The sequence below is a fragment of the Paenarthrobacter sp. 22069 genome, from assembly GCF_052046035.1.
Classification (GTDB): domain Bacteria; phylum Actinomycetota; class Actinomycetes; order Actinomycetales; family Micrococcaceae; genus Arthrobacter.
Window position 1 is genome coordinate 125,089 of sequence record NZ_JBQEQF010000002.1, and the last position, 14,578, is coordinate 139,666.

The 14,578-nt window shown below is 68.6% G+C and carries 14 protein-coding genes; 3 read left to right on the plus strand and 11 right to left on the minus strand.

Going from position 1 to position 14,578, the window contains the following annotated elements:
* Positions 1–80: 80 nt before the first annotated feature.
* Both ACTJK0_RS02065 and clpS read right to left on the minus strand, forming a co-directional pair.
* The gene (locus ACTJK0_RS02065; protein ID WP_043453355.1) at positions 81–647 is read right to left on the minus strand and encodes a DUF2017 domain-containing protein; all 567 of its coding nucleotides are present in this window, start codon (positions 645–647) and stop codon (positions 81–83) included.
* Positions 640–1,023 carry an ATP-dependent Clp protease adapter ClpS gene (gene clpS / locus ACTJK0_RS02070; protein ID WP_110541015.1) on the minus strand — a complete coding sequence of 128 codons (384 nt, stop codon included), beginning with the start codon at positions 1,021–1,023 and terminating at the stop codon, positions 640–642. Before clpS ends, ACTJK0_RS02065 begins: the two co-directional genes overlap by 8 nt.
* 38 nt (positions 1,024–1,061) lie before the next feature.
* Here clpS and ACTJK0_RS02075 point away from each other — a divergent pair, with 38 nt between their 5' ends.
* Entirely contained in the window at positions 1,062–2,390 is a 1,329-nt protein-coding gene (locus tag ACTJK0_RS02075; RefSeq protein WP_440744076.1) for a nicotinate phosphoribosyltransferase, read from the plus strand.
* Positions 2,390–3,022: an isochorismatase family protein gene (locus tag ACTJK0_RS02080; protein WP_110541016.1), complete on the plus strand. Its 633-nt coding sequence runs from the start codon at positions 2,390–2,392 to the stop codon at positions 3,020–3,022. The genes ACTJK0_RS02075 and ACTJK0_RS02080 overlap by 1 nt, the downstream gene beginning before the upstream one ends.
* Positions 3,023–3,026: 4 nt before the next feature.
* Here the strand turns inward: ACTJK0_RS02080 and ACTJK0_RS02085 are convergent, their stop codons facing one another.
* The 5 genes from ACTJK0_RS02085 to ACTJK0_RS02105 form a co-directional block, all read right to left on the minus strand.
* The gene (locus tag ACTJK0_RS02085; protein ID WP_110541017.1) at positions 3,027–4,808 is read right to left on the minus strand and encodes a DEAD/DEAH box helicase; all 1,782 of its coding nucleotides are present in this window, start codon (positions 4,806–4,808) and stop codon (positions 3,027–3,029) included.
* Positions 4,808–5,146 (minus strand): DUF3039 domain-containing protein, encoded by a 339-nt coding sequence (locus ACTJK0_RS02090; protein ID WP_110541018.1) that lies wholly within the window; start codon positions 5,144–5,146, stop codon positions 4,808–4,810. The genes ACTJK0_RS02085 and ACTJK0_RS02090 overlap by 1 nt, the downstream gene beginning before the upstream one ends.
* Before the next feature lie 110 nt (positions 5,147–5,256).
* Entirely contained in the window at positions 5,257–6,036 is a 780-nt protein-coding gene (nagB, locus tag ACTJK0_RS02095; RefSeq protein ID WP_440744077.1) for a glucosamine-6-phosphate deaminase, read from the minus strand.
* Positions 6,037–6,057: 21 nt separating this feature from the next.
* Positions 6,058–7,629 carry a transporter gene (locus ACTJK0_RS02100; RefSeq protein ID WP_440744078.1) on the minus strand — a complete coding sequence of 524 codons (1,572 nt, stop codon included), beginning with the start codon at positions 7,627–7,629 and terminating at the stop codon, positions 6,058–6,060.
* Complete coding sequence (locus ACTJK0_RS02105; RefSeq protein WP_110541021.1) at positions 7,611–8,405, minus strand: ABC transporter ATP-binding protein; 795 nt, start codon at positions 8,403–8,405, stop codon at positions 7,611–7,613. Before ACTJK0_RS02105 ends, ACTJK0_RS02100 begins: the two co-directional genes overlap by 19 nt.
* A gap of 51 nt (positions 8,406–8,456) precedes the next feature.
* Between ACTJK0_RS02105 and ACTJK0_RS02110 the strand changes: the two genes are divergently transcribed.
* Entirely contained in the window at positions 8,457–10,334 is a 1,878-nt protein-coding gene (locus tag ACTJK0_RS02110; protein ID WP_440744079.1) for a Na+/H+ antiporter, read from the plus strand.
* 26 nt (positions 10,335–10,360) lie between these two features.
* Here ACTJK0_RS02110 and ACTJK0_RS02115 read toward each other — a convergent pair whose 3' ends face one another.
* Genes ACTJK0_RS02115 through ACTJK0_RS02130 form a run of 4 tightly spaced genes read right to left on the minus strand, consistent with a single transcriptional unit; the run spans position 10,361 to position 14,505 of the window.
* Positions 10,361–10,669, minus strand: coding sequence for a DUF3253 domain-containing protein (locus ACTJK0_RS02115; RefSeq protein WP_440744080.1), 309 nt, complete (start codon positions 10,667–10,669; stop codon positions 10,361–10,363).
* A gap of 14 nt (positions 10,670–10,683) precedes the next feature.
* Complete coding sequence (locus tag ACTJK0_RS02120; protein ID WP_440744081.1) at positions 10,684–11,781, minus strand: NADH:flavin oxidoreductase/NADH oxidase; 1,098 nt, start codon at positions 11,779–11,781, stop codon at positions 10,684–10,686.
* A complete protein-coding gene (locus ACTJK0_RS02125; RefSeq protein WP_110542059.1) occupies positions 11,781–12,779 on the minus strand; it encodes a tetratricopeptide repeat protein in 999 nt (332 codons plus the stop codon). The genes ACTJK0_RS02120 and ACTJK0_RS02125 overlap by 1 nt, the downstream gene beginning before the upstream one ends.
* 52 nt (positions 12,780–12,831) lie before the next feature.
* A complete protein-coding gene (locus ACTJK0_RS02130) occupies positions 12,832–14,505 on the minus strand; it encodes a hypothetical protein (protein ID WP_110541025.1) in 1,674 nt (557 codons plus the stop codon).
* Positions 14,506–14,578: the final 73 nt, after the last annotated feature.

Here is a 14,578-nt window from a genome sequence, read left to right on the forward strand (position 1 = left end):
GAAGCGTCAGCCATGATCTTGTGTCCTGCAACTCGTGTCTGCTGCGTCACACTGGACGGCCTCCCCCTGGCCGCCGGGGCTCACCGGCGGGATTCCATCGACTGCAGCATGGCCTGCACCAGTGACTCCTGGAGCCAGGTGGTGAAGTTGTAGACCAGGGCCAGGTAGCTTTCCACATCCTCCGCCTGGGACCAGTCCTGCATGCGGTGGACGTGTTCGGCGTCGGCCTCGTCCCGGATGTCCAGCCGCTCGGCCAGGACCAGGCGCACATCGTTCAGCGCCATCGACCAGTGCTTTGCCCCCTCGGGCGTCAGCACGATCTCGTCCTTGTCCAGGTCCAGCGCGGCTGCCCGCAGGGCGCCGATCTTTGTTTCCCGGAGCGACCGCTCGGTGAGCTGGCGGAACTCAAGGGAGGCGGCGCCGTCGTCCTTCACCACGTTGGGGAGCAGCCGCTTAACGGCACGGTCCGTCGGTTCTGCCACGTCCATGTCCAGGCCGATCAGTGCCGCCAGCGGGTCCTGCCCGGTGCGGTCCTCGGGCTGAAGCATGGAGATAACGTCATCGATCAGGCTGCGCAGCAGGTCCCGCTCGGTGGGTTCGAGGTAGCCGGTGATGCCCTTGAGTCCGTATTTGAATGCCTTAGCCACGCTTCCCCTTACCCTGGCCCGGGCCACCGGACTTGCCTGCCTTGCCGCCGGAACCGCCGGTGGCTTTTTCCACGGTGGCCCAGAGACCGAATCCGTGCATGGCAACCGCGTGGCGCTCCACCTGTTCCTTGCTGCCCGAGGCAACGATGGACCGGCCCTTCCTGTGGACCTCCATCATCAGCTTGTTCGCCTTGCTCTCGGAATAGCCGAAGTAGCTCTGGAAGACGTAGCTCACGTAGCTCATGAGATTGACGGGATCATTCCAGATCACCAGGTTCCAGGGGATGTCCGGCGCGGTCAGCGAGTCGGTGGACTCTGCTGTGCCGGTCCGGGTGCCCTCCTGCGTAGCAGGGCCGGGCGCAACGCTTATGGTCATCTGTCCATTCTATGTGGATGCCCACTAGAGTGATTTTCGTGAGCACCTCAGCCGGCTGGGACCATCCCCGCACGTCCTTTTACACCGACCACTACGAGCTGACCATGCTGCAGGCGTCCCTCCATTCCGGGGCCGCGCACCGCAGGTCGGTGTTCGAGGCGTTCGCGCGGCGGCTGCCCGACGGCCGGCGTTACGGCATCGTGGCCGGCACCGGACGCCTGCTGGAAGGCATCGCGCACTTCCGTTTCGGCGAGGCGGAACTGGCGTTCCTGGAGCGAACCCGGGTGGTCAACCAGGAGACCCTGGACTACCTGGCCAGCTACAGATTCACCGGCGACATCTGGGGCTACGCCGAGGGCGAAGCGTACTTCCCCAACTCCCCCATCCTGATCGTGGAGGCCTCGTTTGCCGAGGCCTGCATGCTGGAAACCTACCTGCTGTCGGTGCTCAACCACGACACCGCCATCGCCTCCGCAGCCTCCCGCATGGTCAGCGCCGCGGGCGGCCGGCCCTGCATCGAAATGGGCTCGCGCCGCACCCACGAAGAGGCCGCCACCGCGTCCGCGCGGGCGGCCATCATCGCTGGTTTCGACAGCACCTCCAACCTTGAGGCCGGCATCCGCTACGGCGTGAAGACCGTCGGGACTGCCGCCCACTCGTTCACGCTGCTGCACGACACCGAGCGTGAGGCCTTCGAGGCTCAGATTGCCTCGCTCGGCGAAGGTACGTCCCTGCTGGTGGATACGTACGACGTCGAAAAGGCCGTCCGCGCGGCCGTGGAGCTGGCAGGGCCGCGCCTGGGCGCCGTCCGGCTGGACTCGGGCGACCTGGTGGCCCAGGCCCAGTGGGTGCGAAGGCTGCTCGATGACCTCGGCAACGAACACACGAAGATCGTGGTCACCTCGGACCTGGACGAATACGCCATCGCGGCCCTGCAGTCGGCGCCCGTCGATTCCTACGGCGTGGGCACGTCGCTGGTGACAGGCTCCGGGGCGCCCACGGCCAGCATGGTGTACAAGCTGGTCAGCCGGGCCGGCGACGACGGGAATTTCGTGTCCGTCGCCAAGGCCGCCAAGAACAAGGCCAGTGTGGGCGGCCGGAAATACGCCCTCCGGAAGCTGGACGAACGGGGCACCGCCACGGCAGAGGTGGTGGGCGTGGGACACCGGCCGGAGGACGACGGCAACGACCGCCCGCTGCTGCAGCAGTTCATGAAGAACGGCGAACTGCTGCCGGGCTGGACCGGGCATGAGGGCGTGCTCCGCGCACGCCAGCGCCACGCGGACTCCATGAGGGAACTGCCCCCGGTGGTCAACCGCCTGCAGCGCGGCGAGGCCGCGATCCCCACCATCTACGAGGAGAACTGATGTCCCGCGCCTTGATCATCGTGGACGTGCAGAACGACTTCTGCGAAGGCGGCTCCCTCGCCGTCACCGGCGGCGCGGCGGTGGCCGGCGCCATCAGCGAATACCTGGACGCCCACAACAGCGAATTCGACCACGTGGTGGCCACCCAGGACTGGCACATCGACCCCGGCAGCCACTTTTCCGACTCCCCCGATTACAAAGACAGCTGGCCGCCACACTGCGTGGCGGGCACCCGCGGGGCCGAGCTCCACCCGGACCTGGACACCGAGTACATCGACGCCTACTTCCGCAAGGGCCAGTACGCCGCGGCCTACTCCGGGTTCGAAGGCCTGCTGGCCCCCGAAGACGCCGTCCCCACCGGGGAACGCCAGCCGGGCGGCCTGCCCGGTGCGCAGGCGGAGCTGGAAGCCGACGGGGACGCCATCGGCCTCGATGACTGGCTGCAGAGCCACGACGTGGAAGACGTGGTGGTGGTCGGCATCGCCACGGACTACTGCGTGAAGGCCACCGCGCTCGACGCCGTCCAGGCCGGCTACGGCGTCACCGTGGTGCGGTCCCTGACCGCGGGCATCGCGGAGGACCTCGAAGACGCCGTAGCCGAGCTGGAACTTGGCGGAGCGGACATCGCCTGAGGCGCTACTTGCGGCCGACGAACCAGTCCTGGAGCTTGCGCAGCCGTGCCTGCAACTGCTCCTCGTTGGCCTGCGCCACGGGCGGCCCGCCGCAGACAGTGCGCAGCTTGGTGTGCACCACACCGTGGGGCGTACCCGTCCGCGCAGCCCACGCGGCCACGTTCTTGGCCAGTTCATTGCGGAGGTCCATCAGCATCCGGTGATCGGGAACAGCGGGAACCTGCTGGGCGTCCGCGGCCGGGGCCTTCCGGTTCTTGCGGTTCAGCTGCTCATGCTGGCGCTGGCGCAGCAGCGTTCCCACCTGCTCGGCGTCCAGCAGCCCGGGGATGCCCAGGAAGTCCATTTCGTCGTCGGACCCTACTTCGCCGCCGGTGCCGAACTCGCCGCCGTCGAACAGGACGCGGTCAAAGGACGCCTGGGAGTCCAGCGCTTCGAACTTGCCCTTCGTGAGGCTGTCGGAGGCCTTCTCTTCGCGGTTGGCCTCGTCCATCAGCGAGTCTTCCGGGTTGAAGAGGCCGTCGCCGTCTTCCTTCTCGGGCCGGTCCAGCGCGTGGTCCCGCTCCATCTCCATGGAGTTGGCCAGCGCCATCAGCTGCGGCACGGAGGGCAGGAACACCGACGCCGTTTCGCCCCTCTTGCGGGCACGCACGAAGCGTCCCACGGCCTGGGCGAAAAAGAGCGGTGTGGACGTTGAGGTGGCATAGACACCGACGGACAGCCGGGGCACGTCCACGCCTTCGGACACCATGCGGACGGCCACCATCCAGCGCTTCTCGCCGGCCGAGAATTCCTCGATCTTGCTGGACGCCTTGGCGTCGTCGGACAGGATGACGGTGGGTGACTCGCCGGTGATCCGCTTGAGCTGGCCCGCGTAGGCGCGGGCGTCCTCATGGTCGGTGGCGATGACCAGGCCGCCGGCGTCGGGAACGGTGCGGCGGACCTCGCTGAGCCGCCTGTCCGCACCCGCCAGGACCGCCGGGATCCACTCCCCCGCCGGATTCAGGGCGGTGCGCCAGGCGTGGCTGGTGATGTCCTTGGTAACCGCAGCCTCGCCCAGCGATGCCGCCATCTCCTCGCCGGCGCTGGTGCGCCAGCGCATTTGGCCGGAGTAGGCCATGAACATCACGGGACGGACCACATGGTCCCGCAGCGCATTGCCGTAGCCGTAGGTGTAGTCGGCCTTGGACCGGCGGATGCCGTCCCGGTCCTCGGCGTACTCCACGAACGGGATGGGCGAGGTGTCCGAACGGAACGGCGTGCCGGTGAGGGACAGCCGGCGCACAGCGGGATCGAACGCCTCGCGCAGGCCGTCACCCCAGGACAGGGCTTCACCGCCGTGGTGGATCTCATCGAGGATCACCAGGGTGCGTGCGGCCTCGGTCTTGGCGCGGTGGAGCAGGGGCTTGCTGGCTACCTGTGCGTAGGTCACGGCGACGCCGATGAACCCCCGGCCGTGCTGGCCGTCGGAGTTTTTGAAGTTGGGGTCGATGGCGATCCCCACCTTCGCCGCCGCGTCCGCCCACTGGCGTTTCAGGTGGTCGGTGGGGGCGACAATGGTCACCCGGTTCACGGCACCGGAGTCGATGAGGGTGGACGCGATCCGCAGCGCGAAGGTGGTCTTACCGGCACCCGGGGTTGCGACCGCGAGGAAGTCGCGGGGACTGTTCTGCAGGTAGAGGTCAAGGGCTTCCTGCTGCCAGGCACGGAGTTTCGGGGCGGTTCCCCAGGCTGCGCGTTCCGGGTAGGCCGGAGGCAGGGTGGGGCCGCCAAAGAGCGTCTCCGTCACTACTTGTTGTTGCCCGAGTCCCCCGGACCCTTCCCGCCGTCGTTGCCCGGCCGGAGGCCCTCATAGACTTCCTTGCATTCAGGGCACACCGGGAACTTCTGCGGGTCCCGCCCCGGGGTCCAGACTTTGCCGCACAGCGCAATGACCGGTTCCCCGGTCATCGCGGACTCCATGATCTTTTCCTTGCGCACATAGTGGGCAAAGCGCTCCCGGTCTCCCGGTTCCACCTCCTGGCGCAGTTCCTCGCGCTCAATGGTGGCCGTGGACGTTCCAGCCCCGGAAAGCTCGCGCATCGGGTCGTTCTCGAGAGGGTCCGTCATGCTAGTCATGGCATCCATCTTAGCCGTTCCACCGGCGGCGCGTTCGACGGCGGCACGCCCGAACGGGGTTCCGGCACCGGTCGCCGTCGTACTTTTCCGGCCACCCTCCCGGCACCCGCGGAACGCTGCTACAGGCCCTGCCAGGCGGGCTTGTTCTCATAAGTGTGGCGGTAGAAATCCGCCAGTTTGAGGGCCGAAGCCGCGGCTTCGTCCAGCAGGACCGTGGTGTGCGGGTGGAACTGCAGCACGGAGGCGGGGCAGATGGCCGCCACCGGCCCTTCCACGAAGTCGCGGACCGCCTGCGCCTTTTGCGCCCCCGTGGCCAGCAGGACGACATGCCGCGCCGCCATGATGGTGCCCAGGCCCTGGGTGATGACGTGATGGGGCACCTCCGCCAGTCTGCTGAAAAACCTCGCGTTGTCCCGGCGTGTCTGTTCGATCAGGCTCTTGATCCTGGTCCGGGACGCGAAGGAGGAGCCCGGTTCGTTGAAGCCGATGTGGCCGTCGGTTCCCACGCCCAGCAACTGCAGGTCCACGCCCCCTGACGCGGCGATGGCCTGCTCGTAGGCTTCGCAGGCCGCGGGGATGTCGGCGGCGGTACCGTCCGGCCCATGGACATTTTCCGGTGCGATGTTCACCCGGTTGGTGAACTCCCGCCGCACCACCTCGCGGTAGGACTGCGGATGGCCGGCCGGCAGGCCCACGTACTCGTCCAGCGCAAAGGCGGATGCACGGCTGAAGTCCAGGCCCCGCAGGTGCCGGGCCGCCAGCTCGTCGTAGACAGGCAGCGGTGAGGACCCGGTGGCAAGGCCGAGGACGGCGCCGGGCTTGCGCCGGACCAGCTGTTCGATGGCGTCGGCGGCAAGCCGCCCGATCTGCCGGCTGCCGCCGAGGATCACGATTTCCATGTTGTCCCTTCCCTGAAGCGGTCAGCGGTTGACGGTTACCTGCGCCAGGAGCTCGGGACCCCGCGCATCGAGCCACTTGCCGCCCAGCCGGACACCCGCGAGGAACAGGCCCAGGCCAAGGACCGTTCCCACGGCGAGGTTGAGCCAGCCGAAGAAGGCATTGCCCGTGACGGCCTCTGCCACCAGCAGCGCTGCCTCGGGCAGCACCAGGACCAGCAGGACCAGCATTCCCACGAACTGCACGGCCAGCGTCTGCCCCACATTGCCCGGCGGCTTCTTGAACGGGCTGTCGCCGGGCAGCGGCACCGTGACCGTGTACCGGGCCGACACCACCGAGGACAGGCCCAGCCCGCTGAAAAGGATTCCCAGGCTGAACCCCAGGCGGCCCGGCAGCGCAGTCCAGTCACGGGAGACCGCGGCATACCCGACCGCGAACACCAGGACCACGGCAAGGGCGAAGGTCATGCACGCCAGTGCCCGTCCCAGCCGGTCCGCCACACCGCGGACGCCGGTGGCCAGGTGCAGCGCAAACGCCGTGTTGTCGTAGGAGACGTCGGCCGAGATGGACCAGGCCAGGATGAAGGCCGAAATCGGGGCGAGGAAGGCCAGGCTGCCGTAGCTGCCGGTCTGCGTTCCCTGGAACGCCAGCACCACCGGAAGCAGCGGGATCACCACCAGCGAACCCGAGTACCGCGGGTCACGCACCCAATACGTCAGGGACCTTGCCATCACTGCGCCTGTGGGAGTGGCTGGCAGGACGCCGAACAATCCCAGCCTGCCGCGGCGGCGCTTGCCGGCACCGGCGTAGGGCGGCGTGACCAGCGCCCGTTCGAGCAGCAGCTTCCAGCACCAGGCCAGGACGGCGAGGACCGCCATGGAGACCAGCAGCTTCACCGCGGCCTGCAGGGGCCGGCCGGACGCGACGTCGCCGCCGAGTGCCCAGGGCGCCCCGAGCGGAGTCCATGACAGGGTCCGGGCGAACTCGGGCAGGAACCCGGCCGAGTTCGTGATGCCGCGGCCAACAGCGGCGACGATGGGGCCCAGCAGGACGAGGGGCACCATGAAGGCGATGGCACTGACGTCCTTGAAGCGCCGGGACGCAGCCAGGCTCGCCGTCGCCGTGGTGACCACTTTGGCCAGGACAACGCAGGTCATGATGCCCACGCAGGCACCGAGCAGGGCGGCGAGCGCGGGGAGCACGCCGCGGGACCACGTCACTACCGTGGACAGGCCCACCAGGACGGTGGCCAGGCCGGGGATGCCGATCAGCCCGGCCAGGGCAAGGCCGGTGAGCATCTGCTTCATGGGAATCGCGAAAGTCGTGAAGCGCGCGGGGTCAAGGGTCATGTCTGTGGCCGACGCCGCCACCGGCACCACGCCCCAGCCCAGCAGGGCTGCGGAACCACCCAGGACAATGGCCGTGTGCGCCACCTCGGTGCCCGCGCTGCGCAGCAGGACCAGGGCAAGGACCAGCGTGGCCACCACGCCCAGGGCATACAGCCCGGCGATGGCCATGCCCACCAGCTGCCAGGGGCTGCGCCGGAGGCCGTTGCGCAGCAGCGTGAGCTTGAGCCTTAGAAGGTGCGCAACCATTCCAGCCCTTCCGTATGGCTGTGGCCTCCGACCAACTGCACGAACCGGTCCTCCAGGGAGGCCCCCGCACGCACCTCATCCACCGTCCCGGCCGCCAGCAGCCGGCCGCGGGCCACCACCGCAACGTGGTCGCACATGCGCTGCACCAGGTCCATCACGTGGCTGGACACGATGACCGTTCCGCCGGAATCCACGTACCGGTCCAGGATGGAGCGGATATTCGCGGCGGACACCGGGTCCACGGCTTCGAACGGCTCGTCCAGGACCAGCAGCCGGGGCGCGTGGATCATGGCGGACGCCAGGGCGATCTTCTTGGTCATGCCGGCGGAGTAGTCCACCACCAGCGTCCCCGCGTCCTGCGTGAGGTCCATGGCCGCCAGCAGGTCGCCCACCCGCGCCGCCACCACGGCCTTGTCCATGCCGCGCAACAGCCCGGCATAGGTGATCAGCTGCTCCCCGGTCAACCGGTCAAAGAGGCGGACGCCGTCCGGCAGGATGCCCATGAGCCGCTTGGCTTCCAACGGGTGCTGCCAGACATCCACGCCATGCACCAGTGCCGTGCCGAAGTCGGGCCGCAGGAGGCCGGTGGCCATGGACAGCGTGGTTGTCTTACCCGCGCCGTTGGGTCCCACGATCCCGAAAAACGACCCCGCCGGCACCTCCAGGCTCAGGCCGTCCACCGCGATTTTTCCACCGAACCGTTTGGCAAGGCCACGCATGGAAAGTGCCGGTACAGGCGCGGGATTCGGCGCCTGGTCAGGTATCGGAGCAGTCATGTTGCCAGCCTAGTCCGCAGACCATCCGCTGCGGAGTGCGAAACTAACCTCATGGACATCGCGTTGGGCCTGCTGGTGATCGTTGCCGTGGTGTGCGCCGGCAGCGCCGCGGGGCGCAAACTGAACATCCCGGTCCCACTGCTCCTGGTCCTGGCCGGGGTGGCCGGTTCCTTCCTGCCGTTCATCCCGCAGGTGGAGCTGAACCCCGAACTGGTGCTGGTGGGCCTCCTGCCGCCGCTGCTGTACGCGGCCGCCTTCCGCACGTCGCTGTTCGACTTCAAGACCAACCGCCGCTCCATCGCGTTGCTGTCCGTGGGCTACGTCATTTTCGGCACGCTGGCAGTGGGCCTGGTGGTGTGGTGGCTGTTCCCGGAGATCCCGTTGGCCGCGGCCTTCGCCCTGGGCGCGGTATTGGCACCCCCGGATGCGGTGGCGGCGACGGCCATCGCACGGAAGGTGGGCATGCCGCGCCGGATCGTGAACATCCTGGAAGGCGAGTCGCTGGTCAATGACGCCACCGCGCTGGTGTGCCTCCGCGCCGCCCTGGCGGCCATCGCCGGTTCGGTGTCCGCACTGGACGTGGCCGGCGGCTTCGTCGTGGCAGCGGGCGGCGGGCTGGCGGTGGGCCTCGCCGTGGCCTACGTCCTGACCGAAATCCGGAAACGGATCAGCAACGTTGCCATCAACACCTCAACCTCACTGATGGCGCCTTTCGTTGCGTTCCTCCCTGCCGAAGCCATCCACGCGTCCGGCGTTCTCGCCGTCGTCGTGACCGGCCTGGTGATGGGCGCCAAGGCGCCGTCCATGCCAAACGGCGCCGCGCGGCAAAGTTCACGGAGCAACTGGGACACCGTGCAGTTCCTGCTGGAGAACGCAGTGTTCCTGCTCATTGGCCTGCAGGTGCGGACCATCATCGACAGCGTCCAGGACGATTCGCTGGGTGCGGGCCGGGTGTGGCTCGGCTGCGCCGTCATCCTGCTGGCGGTGCTGCTGCTGCGCCCCGTCTGGGTCTTTCCGGCCACGTACCTGCCCCGCCTGATCCCTTCCGTGCAGCGGACGGACCCGGCACCGCCCTGGCAGTTCCCCGCCATCGTGTCCTGGGCCGGCATGCGCGGCGTGGTCACCCTGGCCGCGGTCCTGACGTTGCCCGGGGACTTGGAACACCGCGGCGTGCTGGTCCTGGCAGCCATGGTGGTGGTAGCCGGGACCCTGGTGCTGCAGGGATTCACGCTGCCCGTACTGGTCCGGGCGCTGGGGCTCCCCGGACCGGACACGCGGGAGGACGCCCTGAACCAGGCCTCGCTGATGCAGCTGGCCACCACGGCCGGGATGGAGCGGCTGGAGGAGTTGCGGCGCGAAAGCGACCCGCCGGAGGTCATGGACATGCTCAGGCGGCGGACCCAGGAACGGGGGCTGGCAGCCTGGGAACGCCTGGGCAGGTCTTCGGCGGAAGCGGCCACCCCCAGCCAGCGCTACGCCCAGCTGCGGATGGCGATGCTGCAGGCTGAACGGGACAAGGTCCTGGAGCTAAGGCGCGGCGGGGATTTTGCCCACGAAGTGCTCAGCGAGGTCCTCGAGCGGCTCGATATCGAGGAGTCCATGCTCGACGCGTCCCTCCACGAACTCGATTCAGCGCAGGAGGGCGGCGGGGGTGAGGGGTTGTCCCAGCCCGGCGGCGTCTGCGACCACCTGACGGCGGCCATGCCCTCGCCCGTCCCGGATAATCCGGCCTGCGAAGGCTGCGAACGCGAGGGAACAACCACCGTGCACCTGCGCATGTGCCTGGGGTGCCGAAGCATCGGCTGCTGCGACTCCTCGGCCGGGCGGCACGCCAGCCGACACTTCAAGGAGACCGGCCACCCGGTGATGCAGAGCATTGAACCCGGCGAAGAATGGCGCTGGTGCTACGTGGACGACCTTCTGGGCTGAGAAACGAGGGAACGCGCGCGCTGGTCCTAGCGGACCCTGCGGATCCGGATCGGGCCCTTTGCCGTGGCCGGATCCACCACGGAGCCGCCCTGGGTAATCTGGACCTGGCCCTCGGCCACCAGGCGCCGGGCGGCTTCGCGCGCAGGCTCCATGAGGTGGCGCCAGCTGTCTCCACCCACAGCCCTGGCGGCATCCGAGGGGCAGATGGTGGACGTTGCCGCCCGCGACGCCAGGAGCTCCAGGATGGTCGCTTCCAGCTGCCGGCCCACCCCGCCCTGCGGCCCGCTGCCCTGCGCCCCGCTTCCCTGCGCCCCGCTTCCCTGTGGCGATGCCATTCCGGAGGCCGCCGTCAGAAAGTCCGGCGCGGGATGGCCCGCTCGTACTGGGGCGGCCAGGCCAGGTCATAGCCCAGTTCGAACGCGGCCCGAAGCCACCAGTGCGGGTCCCGCAGCGCAGCCCGGGCAATGAAGACACCGTCGGCCTGCCCGGTGGCAACAGCATGCTCCGCCTGGCCTGGCGCGGTCACCAGGCCCACCGTCCCGGTCGCCACTCCCGCTTCCTCGCGGATGGCTGCCGAAAAGCCGGTCTGGTAGCCCAGGCCCGGCTTGATCTGCTGGTGGGCCACCGCCCCTCCGCTGGAGACATCCACCAGGTCCACACCGCGGGCAGCGGCCTCGCGCGCCAGTCGCACCGACGCTCCCTGCTCCACGCCGCCCGGTGCCCAGTCAGTGGCCGAGATCCTCAGCAGCAGGGGCATCGAATCGGGAATTGCAGCCCGGACCGCGTCCACCACGGCCAGCATCAGCCGGTTCCGGCCTGATTCGTCTCCGCCCCACTCGTCGTCGCGCTGGTTGATCAACGGGCTTTGGAACTGGTGCAGGAGGTAGCCGTGCGCCCCGTGGATCTCCACGGTGTCAAACCCGGCGTCCACTGCGCGCACGGCGGCAGCGGCGAAATCGGAAATGACGGCCCCGATTTGCTCACCCGTCATCGCTGCCGGCGCCGCATATCCCTCGAAGGAGGTCGTGGACGGGCCCACGGTGTCCCAGCCGCCGTCGGACGCGGGAACGCTGCCGTGCTTACCCGAAAACGGCCAGTAGGTGGAGGCTTTCCGGCCGGCGTGGGCCAGCTGCACGCCGATTTTGGCGCCCGCGGCACCATGCCGGTGCACAAAGGAAATGATCCGCTGCCAGGCCGCCGCCTGCTCGTCGTTGTACAGTCCCGCGTCGCGTGGACTGATCCGGCCCTGGGCACTCACTGCCGCGGCCTCCGTAAGGATCATCGCGGCACCACCGACGGCAAAACCGCCCAGGTGCACCAGGTGCCAGTCAGTGGGAACCCCAGGGGCGTCGTCCGGATCGCAGCTGTACTGGCACATGGGTGAGACCCAGCCTCGGTGCTGCAGTTCCATGGACCGGAGCGTTAGGGGCTGGAACAGGGCCGACACTAGAACAGCACCCGCGCGAGGGCCTGGCGTGCCTTTGCCACCCGTTCGTCGCCGGCACCTACAACATCGAACAGCTCCAGCAACCGGACCCGTGCGGCCTCACGCCCGGGACCGAAATTCCTGCCGATGAAGGCCACCAGGCGGTTCAGCGCGTCTTCCACATGGCCGCCGGCTATGTCCAGGTCCGCCACGCCCAGCTGCGCGTCCAGGTTGTCGGGCTCGTTGGCTGCCTGCGCCCGCAGCGCTTCGCTGTCCTGGGCGGACACCGCCTGCAGCCGGCCCATCAGCTCCACCTGCGCCAGCCCGGCCTTCGCCTCGTGGTCCGAGGGCATTTCCTTCAGGGCCTGGCGGTAGGCGTCAGCGGCGGCGGCATAGTCGCCGGCCTCGATGGCCTCAAATGCGGCCTGGTGCAACGGCGGCAGCGGTGCGGGCTCGGGTTCGCCGGCCGCGCCGGCGTCCAGGCTGCCGGTGACGCCGTTGGCTGCCGCAACCTTCAGGAGTTCGTCGAAGAGGGCGCGCACCTGTTGTTCGTCCGCCGCGCCCTGGAAGAGCGGGACGGGCTGGCCCTTCAGGACGGCAACGGCAGTGGGCACGGCCTGCACCTGGAAGGCCTGGGCAAGCTGGGGGAAGGCGTCGATGTCGGCTGCGCCGAGGACCAGGCGGCCGCCGTAGCTTGCCACCACATGGTCCAGGGTCTCCACCATCTTGGTGGATTCCGGCGAATAGGGCGCCCAGAGGGCAAACACCACGGGCACCTGCACGGAGAGTTCCACCAGCTGCTGGAAGTTGGCTTCGGTGACGTTGACTTTGAGTTCAGGCGCGCCGGACGGGGCGCCGGGCTCCAGATCCTGGGGGGCCGCGGCCGGGGCGGCTGGACCGGCGGGAGCCGTGCCGGCCGGAGTGGCGGGCCGCTTCAGCGAGGAAAGGTCGACGGCGCCGCGCAGGTTAAGCAGGCTGGCAGCGGCAGGAGGGACTGGGCGGGAAGCTGGCGAACTCATGTTTCCCACTCTAGCCACTCCGGCCGCTGCCGGGGGTAATGCCATCAGGGCCCTACTTGAAGCTTGCCCCGACCAGCCCGCGGGTGGCGGCGATGAGCTTCATGGGGTCCGTGGATCCTGCCGGCGGAACGTACACCGCCATGGATTCGGCGAAGCTCAGCACCATGCCGGTGGTGGTTTCCTTGCCGCCGGCCAGGGCCGCGGCGTCATCGCCAATGGTGAGCTTGTCACCGGCGGCCTTGGGCGTGCCCTCGAAGCCGAAGTTGATCCGGCCCAGGACCAGGGCGCCGCCGTCCGAGGTGCGGAAGACTACGGTGCTTTCGGGAACCACCTTGTGGGTGAAGGAGAAGTTGCCGTTCTCGCCGGCCTTGACCACCTCAGCCTGGTAGGACAGGGTGTCAGCGATGTAGGGCGAGGACTCGCCCTCGACAAGCTTGTCCTTGAAGGGCGAGTCCGCGGACGTGAGCCTGTCGGCCAGTCCGGACATCGCCTCTTCACCGCTGTACAGGAGCCCGGTCTTGTCCGCGGCAGCCAGGGTTTCGGTGCCGCCCCGGCTGATGTTCGGGAACGTGGTGCCGGGCTGCAGGGGCGTGGTCTCCATCAGCTTGTAGTTCTCGCGCGGAGACTGCTGGACAAGCGTCAGGATCTGCGGCACCACATTGCCTTCACCCTGGGTGACTGCCAGCACGGAGCGGGGCCAGTCGCGGCCGCTGGTCACGACGGTGGTCAGCAGCTTGGTGGAACGGACCGGCATGCGCGGCTCGTAGGAGCCCACCTGGGAGCGGATCTTGTAGTTCTGGGTGCGGATTTCCTGTTCGGGCCCTGCGACGCGGTCTGCGAGCTTTGCGGCATCCTTGGCAGCATCCGCAGCGTCGGTGGCGCTGGAGACCTGCTCCAGGATGCGGCGGAACTGGGCGTCGAGCAGAACGGGTGCCGCCGCTGATTCCTTGGCGGGCTGGGAGGAGGCGCTGCCGGAGGGAGCGGGGCTGGGGGTGGCTGCCTGGGCCGCGGTCCCGGTGCCGGCCAGGACAACAGCGGCGACACCCGCTGCCACCATGGTGGCCTTCGAGGACGACGACGGCGCCTGGCCTTGCGGGGCGCCGTTCCGTGCCCGGGCACGGCGGGCATAGCTGCTGCCGCCATCGCCCTCGCCGTCCTTCTTGCGGGCAGACAGCAGCGCCAGGACAACGCCGCCCACGATCAGCAGGCCGCCAAGGACCATCAGCGGAACAGCCCACGGCGTGGAGGTGTCGTTCGGGAACGTCATGGACACCGAGGCCGGCGCCGGCTTGGTGCCGTCGGAGGCGAGCAGCAGGCTCCAGTCACCGTCGGCAGGCGGGGTCCAGGTGTATTCCAATTCGCCGCTGGCGTTCTCGTTGGACACCCAAAGATCGGATCCGGCCGGGTTGGGCACGGTGCCTTCACCGTCGGCGTGCTCAACCGTAAGGGACTTTTCGTCCGCGGAGACACCGGTGATGGTGTTGTGGGCTGCCTTGCCCACCCATGCGCTGACGTCATCCGGACGGCCGGTCGCCAGCATGAAGTTTCCATCGCCCTGGATGTCGATCTTGACGGTTCCGCCGTGCAGGGTGCGCAGCTTCTGGTCAATGACGGTCAGCGGAGCGGCAGCGGCGTCGGCCGGCACGGACGCGGTGAACGTCTCGGATGGAGCCCAGATGGTTCTCTGGCCGATGCCGGCCAAAAGTGTCAGGAGGCCGAGCAGCACAAGTGCGGCTGCAGTCTTTAAACGCAAGGGAAACACCTATCATCAGCGGGGGTTTGCCTCCAATAGTAACCTT

Coding starts and splice junctions, on each gene's coding strand:
- clpS (WP_110541015.1), bottom strand. CDS start 1,023: ATGACCATAAGCGTTGCGCCCGGCCCTGCTACGCAGGAGGGCACCCGG.
- ACTJK0_RS02080 (WP_110541016.1), top strand. CDS start 2,390: ATGTCCCGCGCCTTGATCATCGTGGACGTGCAGAACGACTTCTGCGAA.
- ACTJK0_RS02090 (WP_110541018.1), bottom strand. CDS start 5,146: ATGGATGCCATGACTAGCATGACGGACCCTCTCGAGAACGACCCGATG.
- nagB (WP_440744077.1), bottom strand. CDS start 6,036: ATGGAAATCGTGATCCTCGGCGGCAGCCGGCAGATCGGGCGGCTTGCC.
- ACTJK0_RS02100 (WP_440744078.1), bottom strand. CDS start 7,629: ATGGTTGCGCACCTTCTAAGGCTCAAGCTCACGCTGCTGCGCAACGGC.
- ACTJK0_RS02105 (WP_110541021.1), bottom strand. CDS start 8,405: ATGACTGCTCCGATACCTGACCAGGCGCCGAATCCCGCGCCTGTACCG.
- ACTJK0_RS02110 (WP_440744079.1), top strand. CDS start 8,457: ATGGACATCGCGTTGGGCCTGCTGGTGATCGTTGCCGTGGTGTGCGCC.
- ACTJK0_RS02115 (WP_440744080.1), bottom strand. CDS start 10,669: ATGGCATCGCCACAGGGAAGCGGGGCGCAGGGAAGCGGGGCGCAGGGC.
- ACTJK0_RS02125 (WP_110542059.1), bottom strand. CDS start 12,779: ATGAGTTCGCCAGCTTCCCGCCCAGTCCCTCCTGCCGCTGCCAGCCTG.